The sequence below is a fragment of the Curtobacterium oceanosedimentum genome, from assembly GCF_040545555.1.
In the GTDB taxonomy this organism is placed as follows: domain Bacteria; phylum Actinomycetota; class Actinomycetes; order Actinomycetales; family Microbacteriaceae; genus Curtobacterium.
In genome coordinates, this window is the sequence record NZ_JBEPMD010000006.1 from 13,605 (window position 1) to 27,727 (window position 14,123).

The 14,123-nt window shown below is 73.7% G+C and carries 13 protein-coding genes; 10 read left to right on the forward strand and 3 right to left on the reverse strand.

All coding sequences use genetic code 11. The annotated features are described in order from the left end of the window. Window positions 1–115: 115 nt before the first annotated feature. From ABIC52_RS07795 to ABIC52_RS07830, 8 genes are all read left to right on the forward strand, one after another. The gene (locus ABIC52_RS07795) at window positions 116–1,057 is read left to right on the forward strand and encodes a glycosyltransferase family 2 protein (protein ID WP_126890687.1); all 942 of its coding nucleotides are present in this window, start codon (window positions 116–118) and stop codon (window positions 1,055–1,057) included. Window positions 1,058–1,061: 4 nt separating this feature from the next. Beyond that, complete coding sequence (locus tag ABIC52_RS07800; protein ID WP_354027052.1) at window positions 1,062–2,591, forward strand: phospholipid carrier-dependent glycosyltransferase; 1,530 nt, start codon at window positions 1,062–1,064, stop codon at window positions 2,589–2,591. Next, entirely contained in the window at window positions 2,588–4,186 is a 1,599-nt protein-coding gene (locus ABIC52_RS07805; protein WP_209678332.1) for a glycosyltransferase family 39 protein, read from the forward strand. Before ABIC52_RS07800 ends, ABIC52_RS07805 begins: the two co-directional genes overlap by 4 nt. An 11-nt stretch (window positions 4,187–4,197) precedes the next feature. Further along, window positions 4,198–5,184 carry a dTDP-glucose 4,6-dehydratase gene (gene rfbB, locus ABIC52_RS07810; protein WP_250367280.1) on the forward strand — a complete coding sequence of 329 codons (987 nt, stop codon included), beginning with the start codon at window positions 4,198–4,200 and terminating at the stop codon, window positions 5,182–5,184. Further along, entirely contained in the window at window positions 5,181–6,032 is an 852-nt protein-coding gene (gene rfbD, locus ABIC52_RS07815; RefSeq protein WP_126890683.1) for a dTDP-4-dehydrorhamnose reductase, read from the forward strand. Before rfbB ends, rfbD begins: the two co-directional genes overlap by 4 nt. Before the next feature lie 49 nt (window positions 6,033–6,081). Beyond that, on the forward strand, window positions 6,082–7,020 hold the full coding sequence (locus ABIC52_RS07820; protein WP_354027053.1) for a lysylphosphatidylglycerol synthase domain-containing protein: 939 nt from the start codon (window positions 6,082–6,084) through the stop codon (window positions 7,018–7,020). Window positions 7,021–7,075: 55 nt separating this feature from the next. Further along, a complete protein-coding gene (locus ABIC52_RS07825) occupies window positions 7,076–8,218 on the forward strand; it encodes a glycosyltransferase family 4 protein (protein ID WP_354027054.1) in 1,143 nt (380 codons plus the stop codon). 104 nt (window positions 8,219–8,322) lie between these two features. After that, window positions 8,323–8,958: a hypothetical protein gene (locus ABIC52_RS07830; RefSeq protein ID WP_126890680.1), complete on the forward strand. Its 636-nt coding sequence runs from the start codon at window positions 8,323–8,325 to the stop codon at window positions 8,956–8,958. Window positions 8,959–9,049: 91 nt separating this feature from the next. Here ABIC52_RS07830 and purE read toward each other — a convergent pair whose 3' ends face one another. Together purE and ABIC52_RS07840 are read right to left on the reverse strand one after the other, a co-directional pair. After that, window positions 9,050–9,559 (reverse strand): 5-(carboxyamino)imidazole ribonucleotide mutase, encoded by a 510-nt coding sequence (purE, locus tag ABIC52_RS07835; protein ID WP_354027055.1) that lies wholly within the window; start codon window positions 9,557–9,559, stop codon window positions 9,050–9,052. A gap of 122 nt (window positions 9,560–9,681) precedes the next feature. Further along, a complete protein-coding gene (locus ABIC52_RS07840) occupies window positions 9,682–10,818 on the reverse strand; it encodes a 5-(carboxyamino)imidazole ribonucleotide synthase (protein WP_126890679.1) in 1,137 nt (378 codons plus the stop codon). Window positions 10,819–10,951: 133 nt separating this feature from the next. Between ABIC52_RS07840 and ABIC52_RS07845 the strand changes: the two genes are divergently transcribed. Next, complete coding sequence (locus ABIC52_RS07845) at window positions 10,952–11,437, forward strand: GtrA family protein (RefSeq protein WP_126890678.1); 486 nt, start codon at window positions 10,952–10,954, stop codon at window positions 11,435–11,437. A gap of 51 nt (window positions 11,438–11,488) precedes the next feature. Beyond that, window positions 11,489–12,742 (forward strand): glycosyltransferase, encoded by a 1,254-nt coding sequence (locus tag ABIC52_RS07850; protein WP_354027056.1) that lies wholly within the window; start codon window positions 11,489–11,491, stop codon window positions 12,740–12,742. Between the two features lie 36 nt (window positions 12,743–12,778). Here ABIC52_RS07850 and ABIC52_RS07855 read toward each other — a convergent pair whose 3' ends face one another. Next, window positions 12,779–14,086 carry a UDP-glucose dehydrogenase family protein gene (locus ABIC52_RS07855; RefSeq protein ID WP_126890676.1) on the reverse strand — a complete coding sequence of 436 codons (1,308 nt, stop codon included), beginning with the start codon at window positions 14,084–14,086 and terminating at the stop codon, window positions 12,779–12,781. Between the last annotated feature and the right edge of the window lie 37 nt (window positions 14,087–14,123).

The following is a 14,123-nucleotide window of genomic DNA, read 5'->3' on the forward strand; positions in this document are numbered from 1 at the left end:
GGGAAGCCTAGCAAAGGGGTCCGCCGGACGGACCGGACCATGCTCCCACGTAGGCTGTGTCGGTCGTCCCGACCGTGCCCCTCGCCCTTCCGACCAGAGAGCGACCCCAGCCCGTATGAAGCTGTTCGTCCAGATCCCGTGTCTCAACGAGGAGACCACCCTGCCCGCGGTCCTCGAGTCGATCCCGACGTCCGTGCCCGGTGTCGACGAGATCGAGGTGCTCGTCATCGACGACGGCTCGACGGACCGGACCGTCGAGGTCGCCCGTGCCCACGGTGTGACCCACTTCGTGCGCCACACCACGAACATGGGCCTCGCGCGGTCCTTCCGTGACGGCGTCGACTACGCCCTGCTGCACGGGGCGGACATCGTCGTGAACACCGACGGCGACGACCAGTACCCGCAGGCCCGGATCGCGGACCTGGTGCAGCCCATCCTGCGCGGCGAGGCCGAGATCGTCATCGGTGACCGCCAGACGCGCACGATCGAGCACTTCTCGACCCTGAAGAAGGGCATGCAGCGACTCGGTTCGTGGGTCGCGAGCCGTGCCGCCGGGCTCGACCTGCCCGACGCCGCCAGCGGCTTCCGTGCGTACTCGAAGTACTCGCTGATCCGCCTGAACATCGTCACGCGGTTCAGCTACTGCATGGAGACGATCGTGCAGGCCGGCTACAAGCGGCTCGCGATCGCGAGCATCCCGATCACGACCAACCCGAAGACCCGCGAGTCCCGGCTGTTCCGCAACATGTGGCAGCACGTCTTCGCCTCGGGGTCCGCGATCGCCCGTGTGTACCTCATGTACCGCCCGATGGCGCTCTTCGCCTCTGTGAGCGCCGTGCTGCTCGTCGCCGGTCTGGTCCCGTTCGTGCGGTACCTGGTCCTGCTCACCAGCGGCTCCGGCGGCAACCACCTGCAGTCGCTCCTCATCGGCATCGTCCTCGTGATCACCGCGGTCCTGTCGATGACGATCGGTGTCGTGGCCGACCTGACCCGACTGAACCGGACCCTCGCCGAGGAGCAGCTCGACCTGCAGAAGCTCGCTCGGTACGGTGACTGACCCCGTGGCCGCGCCCAGCCGCGGCGAGCGCCTCGTCGTCCTCGTGGTCACCGCGACCTTCGGGGTGTTCCTCGTCCTCTGGGCGGCGCTCGTGCCGACGTTCGAGGCTCCCGACGAGCGGGCCCACTTCGACGCGGCGGTGCACGTCGCGATCGGCGACGGATGGCCCGACCCGGGTGACCTCCACCTGCTGCAGGCCGTCGACGGGGCCGGCGCCGGGACGACGGCGTCGATGGGGGCGCTGCTCGACGCCTCGGGTGCTGCCGAGGTCGACACCGTCGACCAGATGACGCAGCACCCGGCGACCTACTACGTGCTGGCCGCCGGGGTCCTGCACCTGATCGACTTCGAGGCGCACCGCCCGGCTGTCGACGTGCTCGCGCTGCGCCTGTTCAGCGCACTGTTCGTCCTCCCGCTGCCGGCACTGGCGTGGACCACGGTCCGACGGGTGACCCGGAGTCCGCGGGCGGCCGTGGTCGGCGCGTTCGCCGTGCTCGCGGTCCCCGAGCTCGCCTCGATCGGGGCGTCGGTGTCGAACGACCCGCCGGTGATGCTCTTCGGCGCCACCACGGTCTGGTTGGCCGCCCGGGTGCTGACCGGCGACGCCCGGACGAGGACCGCGGTCGCCCTCGCCCTGTCGCTCGGTGTCGCGATCCTCTGGAAGGGGACGGCACTGCCGCTGATCCCGTTCGTCGCGGTCGCCGCCGCCCTGTCCGTCGGAGCGGCGGGCCCGCGGGTCGTGCTCCGGCGACTGCTGCGGGCGCTCTGGGTCCTGGCCGTCGCCGCGGCGGTCGGCGCGTGGTGGTGGCTCCGGAACCTGCTCGTCTTCCACACGCTGCAGCCGGACGGCTTCGCGTCGCTGCGTCCGCCGCAGCCGTTCCCCGCCGGGACCGGTCCCGACCCCGTGACGTTCGTCAGCATCTCGTGGAGCACGATCGCCCGGACGTTCTGGGGCAGCTTCGGCGGTGGGGCGCAGTGGGTCGTCTCCCCCGTCGTCTACGAGACCGCCACCGTGCTCGGTCTGGGCGCGGTGCTCGTGTGGGGGTTCCGGCGGGGGCCCGGCCTCGGTCTCGCCGTCACGCTCGCCGTCCTGCCCCTGACCGTCTTCGTCTTCCAGACGGTGACGAACTGGAACAGCTACCTCGCCACGACCTTCGTCGGCGGGACGCAGGGGCGGTACTCCTTCCCCGCGATCACCGCGTTCGTCGCCCTGAGCGCGATCGCGTGGCGCCGTGCCCTCGGCACCCCCGCCGGCCGGCGCCGGTTCGCCACGGTCGTCAGCTGCATCGCCGCCGCGCTGGCCCTGTACGGCCCCGCGGTGGCCTACACGTCGTTCGCCGAGGTCGCCCGCGCGCGGGTCACGTCGGCCGGGCTCGCGACGCTCGCGGCGTCCACCCCGGTCCCGGTGGCGGCGGTCGTCGCCGCGTGGGTCCTCGCGCTCATGCTGGGCGTCGGTGCGGTCCTGCTGTCGCGCCGTGTGCCGAGCAGCTCCGCCACGCTCCCGTCGGTGACCGACCTCGGAGCCCGCCCGTGAGGGGCCGCCGCCGCGTGTGGCGAGCCTCGCACTCCGAGCTCCTGGCGGTCGCCGGGGTCAGCGCGACGTTCGTCCTGCTCCTCGCGACGTGGGCAGCCGTGAACCCTCCCCTGCAGGGTCCGGAGGAGGCCGCGAACGTCGACGCGGTCCTCCACCTGCTGGCGGGACAGCCGTGGCCGGCGACCGGTCACCTGCACTTCTTCCAGGGGCTGCTGGCCCAGGACGTCGCCGTCCGGTTGCCACCGGCGTCGGAGCGCGGCTCGATCGCCGCGATCGTCGGGGACGGCACCGAGAACGCGCTCCGGAACCCGATGTCGCAACACCCACCGACGTTCTTCGCGGTGCAGGCGGCCGTCGCGGTGGCGCTCGACGCCGGGTCCCGACGCTGGGACCACGTGGTGCTCGTGATGCGCCTGGTCGACGTCCTGGCGATGGCCCCGCTGCCGGCGCTCGTTTGGGCCTCGGTGCGTCGCGCCACCCGCTCGCCGCGACTCGCGGTCGCCGCCGCTGCGGTCCTGCTCGCCGTGCCGCAGATCGCGCAGGTCGGGACCTCCGTCTCGGTCTGGGTCCCGGTCATCGTCGCCGGCGCCCTCAGCACCTGGCTCGCGGTGCGCGTGCTCACCGGCGACCGGTCGTGGTGGACCCTGCTGGCGCTCGGTGGGTCGGTGGCGGTCGGGACCGCCGTGTCGGCCGCCGGGTTCCTGACGGTGCCGTTCGTCCTGGTCGCGGTGCTCGCCGGACGGCTCGGCAGCGCCGCGGCGCGGCGGCCCGGTCGCGACGTGCTCGTCCGCGACGTGCTCGTCCGCGTCGGCCGGTGCCTGGTGGTGCTCCTCGTCCCCGCGGTCACGACCGGGTGGTGGTACGCCCGGCAGTTCGTCCGGACCGGTTCTCCGCAGCCGGACCCGTACGCGCCGGTCCGGGACCCGTGGCCCGCGGGCCAGGGCCCGGACGTCGTGCAGTTCGTCGGGACGTTCTGGAACGGCATGTCGGACTCGTTCCTGGGGCTGCTCGGTCGGTACCAGTGGCCGCTCTCGCCCGTGATCGTCGACACCGCCACCGTGGTCGCGCTCGCCGCACTGGTGTGGGCCGCGGCGAGTCGCCGGGTCGACCGACGCTCGATGGCCGTCGTCGGCACGTTCCCGCTCACCGTCCTCGTCGTCGTCCTCGCCCGGGACTGGGCGACCTACGTCGGGCACGTCGGCATCACCGTGACCCAGGGCCGGTTCCTGTTCCCGGCGATCGCCGCCCTGCTGGTCGTGCAGGCGCTCGCCTGGCGAGGCCTGGTCGTACGGCGAGAGGTCCGGGTGCGGCTGGCCCGAGCCGTCCTGCTGGTCGCCCCGGTCGTGGCCGTCGCAGCGCTCGGCCTGCTCTACTCGGGGTCCTTCGAGGGTCTCCAGTTCCGGGTCTCCGCGGCGGGCCGACAGGCGCTCTGGACGTCGCTGCCGCCCGGCCGGGGTGCACTCGCGGCGCTCGTGGGCCTCCTGGCCGTCGTCGGGCTCGCCACCGCGGTCGCCCTGTGGCGCTGGTTCGGTCGCGACGACACCGCCGGGACCGCGCCCGCTAGACTGCCCGCCGACCGTCGAACCGATCACTGAAGGAACAACGCGTGAAGATCCTCGTCACCGGAGGAGCCGGCTTCATCGGCTCGAACTTCGTCCGCCGTACGCTGCAGGACGCCTACCCCGGTCTGGAGGGCGCCGACGTCGTGGTCTACGACGCGCTCACCTACTCGGGCAACCTCGAGAACCTCGCGCCCGTCGCGGACTCCCCCCGCTACTCCTTCGTGCAGGGCGACATCACCGACGCCGCGAAGCTCGACGAGGTCGTCCCCGGCGTCGACGCGATCGTGCACTTCGCCGCCGAGTCCCACGTCGACCGTTCGGTCCGCGACTCCGGCATCTTCGTCGAGACGAACGTCGTCGGGACGCAGCGCCTGCTGGACGCCGCGCTCCGCCACGGCACGGAGCGCTTCGTGCACGTGTCCACCGACGAGGTATACGGCTCCATCAGCGAGGGCTCGTGGGCCGAGGACCGCCCGCTCGAGCCGAACTCGCCGTACTCGGCGTCGAAGGCCGGCAGCGACCTGCTCGCGCGCAGCTACCACCGGACGCACGGGCTGAACCTCTCGATCACGCGCTGCTCGAACAACTACGGGCCGTACCACTTCCCCGAGAAGGTCATCCCGCTGTTCGTCACGAACCTGATCGACGACCGGCACGTCCCGCTGTACGGCGAGGGCAACAACATCCGCGACTGGCTGCACGTCGACGACCACACGCGCGGCATCGCGATGGTGCTCGTCGGGGGCCGCGCGGGCGAGATCTACAACATCGGCGGCGGCACCGAGCTCACGAATAAGGAGCTCACCGGCATGCTGCTCGAGGCCACCGGCAAGGACTGGTCGTACGTCGACCGCGTCCAGGACCGCCTCGGCCACGACCTGCGGTACTCCGTGGACATCTCGAAGATCCAGGCCGAGCTCGGCTACGAGCCGCAGGTCCCGTTCGAGCAGGGCCTGGCCGACGTCGTGCAGTGGTACCGCGACAACCGCGCCTGGTGGGAGCCCCTCAAGGAGCGCGCGGCCCTCGCATGACCCGCTACCTGATCACCGGCGCGGCCGGCATGCTCGGCCAGGACCTCCAGCAGGCCCTCGCCGGTCGTGACGTCACCGCGCTCTCCCGTGCCGAGCTGGACATCACCGACCCGGAGGCGGTCGCCGCGGCCGTCGCCGGTCACGACGTCGTCATCAACGCCGCCGCGTACACGAAGGTGGACGACGCCGAGTCCCACGAGGACGACGCGTACGCCGTGAACGCCCGCGGCCCCGAGGTGCTGGCCACCGCGGCCGTCGGCGCGGGCGCGAAGCTCGTGCACGTGTCGACCGACTACGTCTTCGACGGCAACGGCACCTCGCCGTACGCCGAGGACGAGCCGACCGACCCGATCGGGGCCTACGGTCGCACGAAGGCGGCCGGCGAGGACGCGGTCCGACGGATCGCGCCGGACTCGTCGTACATCGTGCGGGCCGCGTGGCTCTACGGCGCCGGTGGCCCCAACTTCGCGAAGACGATGATCCGGCTCGCCGGGTCGCACGACACCGTCAGCGTGGTCACGGACCAGGTCGGTCAGCCGACGTGGACGGGCGACCTCGCCCGACAGATCGTCGCGATGCTCGACGCCGACGCACCGGCCGGCACCTACCACGGCACGAACGCCGGGCAGGGGTCGTGGCTGGACTTCACGAAGGCGATCTACACCGAGGTCGGGCTCGACCCGGAGCGCGTCCTGCCGACGGACAGCTCGGCGTTCGTCCGTCCTGCTCCGCGTCCGGCGTACAGCGTGCTCGGGCATGACGCCTGGCTGCGCGCCGGCATCGCGCCGATGCGCGACTGGCGCGAAGCGCTCCACGCAGCGGCGGAGGCCGGTGTCCTCGACGCCTGACCCGACCGACGGTGGGACCCCCGGACGTCGCGGTCGGGTCCTCACGGCGGTGAAGTGGAGCGCGGCCGCACTCGCGGTCGCGCTCCTCGTCGTGGGGGTCGTGCAGCAGTGGGACGCGATCGTCCGTGACGTCGCCGCACTCTCGGCCGGGACCGTCGCGACCGGTCTCGTCGCGACCTTCGTCGCCCTGGTGGCGAACATGGCGTCGTGGCGGGCGATGACCGCGGCGACGGGGACACGTCTGCCCGTGTCGGCGGCGGCGTCGGTGTTCTTCGTCGGGCAGCTCGGCAAGTACCTGCCCGGCGGGGTGTGGTCGATCGCGGCGCAGGCGGAGCTGGGGCGCGCCCACGGCCTCCCCCGCGCCACGAGCGCGGTCGCCGCACTCGCGTCGATGCTCGTCAGCATGGTCACGGCCGCCCTGGTGGGCATCGGCGGTCTGCTCGTCGGGGCGCCGGACGGGCTCGCCACGTTCTGGTGGCTGGCACTCGTCGCGGCGGTCGGCCTCGTCACGGTGGCGCCGCCGGTGCTCGCGCGGCTGATCGTCCTCGCGATGCGCCTGCTCCGTCGTCCGCCGCAGGTCGTCGCACTCACCTGGAGCGGGACCCTCGCATCGGTGGGGTGGTCGGCGGCGATGTGGCTCGCCTACGGGGTGCAGGCGACGACTGTCCTGCGCGCGTTCGGGGCGCACGGACCGTCGGTGCCGCCGCTCGCGACCGGCGCCTACGCCGTCGCCTGGTTGGTCGGGTTCCTGGTCGTCGTCGCCCCGGCCGGCCTCGGGGCCCGGGAGGGCGTCCTCGTCCTGCTCCTCGGACCCGTCGCCGGCGTGCCCGGCGCCCTGGCCCTCGCGGTCGTCAGTCGCGCGATGATGACCCTCGGCGACGTCGTCCTCGCCGCCGTCGGAGCGGCGCTGGCGGTCCGACACCGTCGCCGCGGCGGTCGTCGCGGCGCACGCCGCGGCGCAGCGGGATCTCCCGAGCGCCCCTGGTAGTGTCGCGCCGGTACTGCGCGCAGTGCCGCCCCACCGACCCGAGGAGCCCCACCGCATGACCACTCTCCGCGTCGTCGTGGACCAGGTGATCGCGCCGGTCCCGGGTGGGATCGGCCGCTACGCGGAGGAGCTCACGCGGAAGCTCGTCGAGACGGCTCCCGCCGGCTGTGACGTCGAGGGCATCGTGTCCGCCGCCCCGCGCGCCGACGTCGACCGCCTGCGCACGCTCCTCCCGGGGCTCGCCGGCATCGAGCGGCTCGCCCTGCCCCGGCGCGAACTCGCCGTGGCCTGGCAGGGCGGCCTCGCCCACGGCGCCTCGCGCGGCATGGTGCACGCGCCGAGCGTGCTCGCGCCCCTCGTGAAGCACGACCGGTTCCAGGAGCCGGGCCGGCAGACGGTCGTCACGGTGCACGACACCGTCCCGTGGACCCACCCCGAGACCCTGACGCCGCGCGGCGTGCACTTCCACCGGGCGATGGTGAAGCGTGCGTGGAAGCACGCCGATGCCGTCGTCGTCCCCACGCACGCCGTCGCGGCGCAGCTCGACGAGATCCACCACTTCGGTGACCGGCTGCGGGTCATCGGCGGAGCCCCGACCGGACGTCTGCGCGTCCCCGTCGACGCCGACCTCCGTGCCGAGCGCCTGGGTCTCCCGACGCGCTACGTCCTCGCCGTCGGCACCCTCGAACCACGCAAGGGCCTCCGCCAGCTCATCGAGGCGATGGCGCACCCCGACGCGCCGCGTGACGTCCCGCTGGTCATCGCCGGGCCGGACGGCTGGGGGGACGTCGACGTCCACGCGATCGCTGAACGCGCCGGGCTCGCCGCCGACCGGGTCAAGGTGCTCGGTCGCGTCGACGACGCCGACCTCGCGGTCGTGTACGACCGGGCGACGGTGTTCGTCTTCCCGAGCCTCGCCGAGGGGTTCGGCCTGCCGGTGATCGAGGCGATGAGCTTCGGCACCCCCGTGATCCACTCGGACGACGCCGCGGTCAGCGAGGTCGCGGCGGACGCCGGTGTCGTCGTCGCCCGCGACCGACCGGAGTCGTACCCCGAGCGGCTCGCGCAGGCGATCTACCAGGTGACCGCGGACCCGCTGCTCGCGGGGCAGCTCGCCGTCGCCGGGCCCGACCGCGCCCGCATGTTCGACTGGCGCGACTCGGCGCTCGAGACCTGGCAGCTGCACGCCGACCTCTGAGCCACAGGAGCACCACCCACCCGGACGGTCACGGCTGGGCATCGATGCGCCGACCCACCGACGCGCGCGCGACGCGGCCCCGGCACGGCTGTCATCATCGAGCCATGTCTCGTCGTCCCGCTCCGGTCCTGACCGCCTCGATCGTCCTCGCCGTCGGCCTGGCGACCACCCTGGCGGCGTGCTCCGGCGACGATGCCGGCCCGGACTCCTCCCGTTCCCCGTCCGGAGCGTCGTCGAGCAGCAGCGCGAGCGGTGGCGACGGCGCCGCTCCGACGGACGACGGCACCGCGAGCGGCACCGGCAACGGCAGCGGCGTCGACCACCCGGACCACGTCGACTTCGACAAGGTCGCTGCGCAGGGCGTCGCGGCGGCCGGCGGTGGCACGGTCGTCTCGATCGCCGGGTCCGGCGACTCGTGGACCGTCGTCGTCGCCGGACCGGACGGCTCCCAGACGCAGTCCGTCGTCTCGGCGACACTCGACCGTGTGACCTCCGGCCCGTTCCCGAAGCAGGTGGACGCAGCGACCCAGGCCGCCACGACCGCGCGCGCTGCCGCGCTGCAGACCACCGCGGCGAGTGCCGTCGCCGCGGCGACGGCGGCGGTCGGCGGCGGGGAGCTCGCATCCCTCGTCCTCGACGGCACGGCCGCCGCACCGACGTGGGCCGCCACGGTCACGACCGCGGACGGCACGCGGTCCGTCTCGGTCGACGGGCTCACCGGCGTCGCGACCCCCGCCTGAGACGGACCGGGCCGGGCCCGACCCCCGGCCGACGCACGAGATTTCCCGAGCCTCGACCTCCGGCCCGGGCGCGCGGGCCCGGCGGTCGGCGTCAGACCTGCTCGCGGAGCGCCGCGGCCTTCCGCTCGACGACGCGCTCGAGTCCGGCGGCGTACTCCGCGAGGCGTGCGGCGACGTCCGGCTCCGACGAGCCGATGATCCGCGCCGCGAGCAGTCCTGCGTTCGCGGCCCCGTTGATCGCCATCGTCGCCACCGGGACACCCGCGGGCATCTGCACGATCGAGAGCAGCGAGTCGAGGCCGTCCAGTCGTGCGAGCTGCACGGGCACGCCGATGACGGGGAGGGTCGTCATCGAGGCGACCATGCCGGGCAGGTGTGCGGCTCCGCCGGCGCCGGCGATGACGACGCGGATCCCACGGCCGGCCGCACCGCGGGCGTAGCGCACCATCTTGTCCGGGGTGCGGTGCGCCGATACCACGTCGGCCTCGAACGGGACGGCGAGCTCGGCGAGGGTGTCCGCCGCTGCGCGCATGGTGGGCCAGTCGGAGTCCGACCCCATGATGATCGAGACGAGCGGGGAGGGCGCGGTGGTGTCGGTCACGACACGAGGCTAGCCGAGCCCAGCGGACGCGGTGCGTACGCACCGCGCGCCTCCGGACGGGAGGCTCGACCCGCTCCGACCGCGCAGGTCACCCCGCGCGGTCCCAGCGGTTCGTCCGGGCGTCAGTCGTCGAAGTGGGCGGCCGCTGCACGCGCCCGGTACACGACGTCGTCGACGTCGTCCCCGGTGACGGTCACGTGCCCGACCTTGCGACCGGGGCGTGGGGACTTGCCGTAGAAGTGCAGCTTCGCGTCGGGGAAGGCCGCGAGCGCACCGGGGTACCGGGCGGCGAGGTCGCCGTCGGCAGGTCCCCCGAGCACGTTCACCATCACCGCGACCGGGTCGTGCGACCCGGTCGCCCCGAGCGGCAGGTCGAGCACCGCCCGGAGGTGCTGCTCGAACTGGCTCGTCGTCGCGCCGTCGATCGTCCAGTGACCGGTGTTGTGCGGCCGCATCGCGAGCTCGTTCACGAGGATGCGCTCGTCGGCGGTCTGGAACAGCTCGACGGCGAGCACCCCGGTGACACCGAGCTCCTCCGCGATGCGCACCGCGAGCGACTCCGCCGCGTCGGCGAGCCGGCCGGCGCTCGCGGGCGCCGGCGCGATGACCTCGGCGCAGACGCCGTCGCGCTGGACGGTCTCGACGAGGGGCCAGGCGACGATCTCCCCGGAGGGGCGTCGCGCGACCGACTGGGCGAGCTCGCGGGTGAAGGGCACGAGCTCCTCGACGAGGAGCGCCTGGTCGGAGCCGGACTCGGCGATCGCCACGAACCAGTCGTCGACGTCCGAGGCGTCGGCGACCACTCGGACGCCCTTGCCGTCGTAGCCGCCGCGGGCGGTCTTGACGACGGCTCGCCCGCCGTGGTCGGTGAGGAAGGCGCGGAGTTCCTCCGCGTCGTGCACGGCGGCCCAGTCCGGCACCGGCAGGCCGAGGTCGCTGAGGCGCTGCCGCATGACGATCTTGTCCTGGGCGACCGCGAGCGCCTCGGGCCCCGGGTGCACGGCGATCCCGGCCTCGACGAGGCCCCGCAGGACGTCCTGCGGCACGTGCTCGTGGTCGAAGGTGACCGCATCCACCCCGCGGGCGAAGGCGAGGACCGTGTCGAGGTCGTGGTAGTCGCCCTCGGCGGTGGCGGCGATGGCCGCCGACATGCCCGGGCCCTCGGCGAGGACGCGGATGTCGAGACCGAGCTCGACAGCAGCGGGGACCATCATCCGGGCGAGCTGTCCGCCGCCGACGACTCCGACACGCAAGGCCATGCTGTGTGTTCCTTCCGCCGCTCCCACCGGTCGGTGAGAGCACGTTGTCTACAATGGAGGTTCTGCCGGTCGCCGACCGGCGCCTGCCGGGGTCCGCCCGGCCACCCACAACTCTACGGATCTTGGAGACGACGTGCGGCGACTCATCGCGCAGCTGGCCCGCTTCGGAGTCGTCGGAGCCGTCGGCTTCGTCGTCGACTTCAGCGTGTTCAACCTGCTGCGCGCCACCGTGCTGTCCCCCGACGAGGTGCACTCGGGGCCCTTCTGGGCGAAGGTGATCTCGACGGTGCTCGCCATCGCCGTGAACTGGTTGGGCAACCGGTACTGGACGTTCCGCCACCAGCGTCGGTCGGTCGCCGCGCGGGAGGGCGTGGAGTTCCTCGTCGTCTCGCTGGGTGGCATGGCCATCTCGCTCGGCTGCCTCGGGATCTCCCACTACGTGCTCGGCTTCACGTCGGCGTTCGCGGACAACGTGTCCGGCAACGTGATCGGGCTCCTGCTCGGCACCGCCTTCCGCTTCTGGCTCTACAAGGTGTGGGTGTACCACCCCGACCGGGTGCAGCAGGAGGCCGAGCGCACGGTCGTCACCGAGGACGCCCGGCTCCCGCACGAGGTCTGAACCGCCGCCGCGCAGGCCACCGGGGCACGATGTCGTCCGTAGGATGGCTCGATGCGCCTCCGACCGACCGCCGAGCCCGCTGAGGACCCCGCCGGAGGCGCCGCCCCCGGCCAGGACGGTGCGCCGCACCGGCGGTCGAGGCTCCTCGTCCTCGCATCGACCTTCCCCGCCCGGCCCGACGACGGCGTGCCCGCGTTCGTGCTCGACCTCGCGCGGCACGAAGCCGAGGAGTTCGACACCGTCGTCCTCACGCCCCGGGTGCCCGGTGCCGCCGCCGACGAGGTCGTCGACGGGGTCCGGGTGGTGCGCTACCCGTACTTCCCCCGACGGTTCGAGGACCTCGCCGACGGGGCGATCCTCGACAACCTCCGGGCCCGCCGCAGCCGCGTGCTGCAGGTCCCGGCCCTGCTCGTGGCGCAGTACCTGGCGGTCCGACGCGCGGTCCGGGCGGGTCGACCCGACGTCGTGCACGCCCACTGGGCCGTCCCGCAGGCCCTGGTCGCGACCCTCGCCGCGCCCCGGGTGCCGATGGTCGTCACCACGCACGGCGGCGACGTCTACGCCCTGCGCGCCGCACCCCTGGTACGCCTGAAGCGCTGGGTGCTGCGACGTGCGGCGCACGTGACGACGGTCAACGGCGAGATGCGCGAGCGGCTCACCCGGTGGGGTGTCCCCGAGGCCGGGACGAGCGTCGTGCCGATGGGCGTCGAGACCGGGCCGGCCGCAGCCGCCCGGGCACGGACCGCACGGGTGCCGGGACGGGTGGTGGCCGTCGGTCGGCTCGTCGAGAAGAAGGGCTTCGCGGTCCTCCTCGACGCGCTGCGACGCATCGACGACGTCGCGTGGGAGCTGGTCGTCGTCGGTGACGGCCCGCTCCGCGCCGGACTGGAGCGGCGGGCCGCAGGACTGCCGGTCACCTTCGTCGGTCAGCGCGGGAAGGACGAGGTCCTCGACGCGCTGGCGTCCGCCGAGGTGGTCGTGGTGCCGTCCGTCCCCGCGTCGAACGGCGACCAGGAGGGGCTCCCCGTGACGCTCCTCGAGGCCGCCGCCGTCGGGGCCGCCGTCGTCGCGAGCGACCTGCCGGGGATCCGTGACGTCGTGCAGGACGACGTCTCCGGTCTCCTCGTGCCGCCCGGCAACGTCGACGCGCTGGTCTCGGCGCTCCGGCGCGCCCTCACCGACCGGAACGGGCGGGAGCGGTGGCAGACCGGGGCCGGAGGGGTCGCGGGGTCCTACACCGGTGACCGCATCGGCGAACGGTACCGGGCGGTGCTGCGGGCCGCGGCTGGGCGGCGCACCGACTGACCGCGCGCGGGCACGGTCAGCGAGCGACCGCGCCGATCACCGCCCCATGCCGCGCACGGTGAACCCGGCGGCGGTCCACGCGTCGCGGTCGAGGCAGTTCCGGCCGTCGAGCACGACGGGTGCGGCGACGAGGTCGGCGACGACCCGCGGGTCGAGCTCGCGGAACTCGGCCCACTCGGTCAGCACGAGCACGAGGTCGGCGTCACGCAGCGCCTCGGCGGCGGAGTCGACGGTCTCGACCTCCGGGCGCACCCGGGCTGCGGTGTGGTTCGCGGCGGGGTCGTACGCCAGCACCGTCGCCCCGAGCTCGACGAGGCGTGCGGCGATGTCGAGCGCCGGCGAGTCGCGGACGTCGTCGGAGTTCGGCTTGAACGCGAGACCGAGCACGGCCACGCGGCGCCCCGCGACGGAGCCGCCGAGCAGCTCACCGGCGAGGGTCGCCACGTGGGCGCGACGCCGCAGGTTGATCGCGTCGACCTCGGCGAGGAACCCGAGCGACCGTCCGACGCCCAACTCGTCGGCACGCGCCTGGAACGCGCGGATGTCCTTGGGCAGGCACCCGCCGCCGAACCCGAGGCCGGCGTTCAGGAACTTCCGACCGATCCGGTCGTCGTACCCGATCGCGTCGGCGAGCGCCGTGACGTCCGCGCCGGCGACCTCGGCGATCTCCGCCATGGCGTTGATGAACGAGATCTTCGTCGCGAGGAACGCGTTCGCACTGATCTTGACGAGCTCGCTGGTCGGCAGGTCGACGACGAGCCGCGGGATGCCGGCGGCGAGGGCCTGCTCGTAGACCTCGTCGAGGACGGCGACGGCGCGCTCCCCGGCCGCGCCGTCGGGCACGCCGTAGACGAACCGGTCGGGCGAGACGGTGTCCTGCACGGCGAACCCCTCGCGCAGGAACTCGGGGTTCCAGACGAGGGTCGCCTCGGGCTGCGCCTCGCGCACGCGCTCGGCGAGCCGGGCGGCGGTGCCGACCGGGACGGTGGACTTGCCGACGACCAGGTCCCCCGGGGCCAGGTGCGGCAGCAGGTCCGTCACCGCGGTGTCGACGTAGGTCAGGTCGGCCGCTCCCGTCGGCCCCTGGGGCGTCCCGACGGCGAGGAAGTGCACTCGCGCTCCGGCGACCCGGGAGGAGTCGGTCGTGAACTCGATGCGCCCGGAGGCGAGCGCCTCGGCGAGGGTCTCGGGCAGTCCGGGCTCGAAGAACGGGGCCTCGCCCGCGGCGAGCCGCTCGATCTTGACCGGGTCGACGTCGACCGCGACGACCTCGTGTCCGAGCTTGGCCATGGAGGCGGCGTGCACGGCACCGAGGTACCCGCAGCCGATGACGGAGATGCGCACGGGACGACGCTACCCGACACCGTGGTCCGGCCCTGCC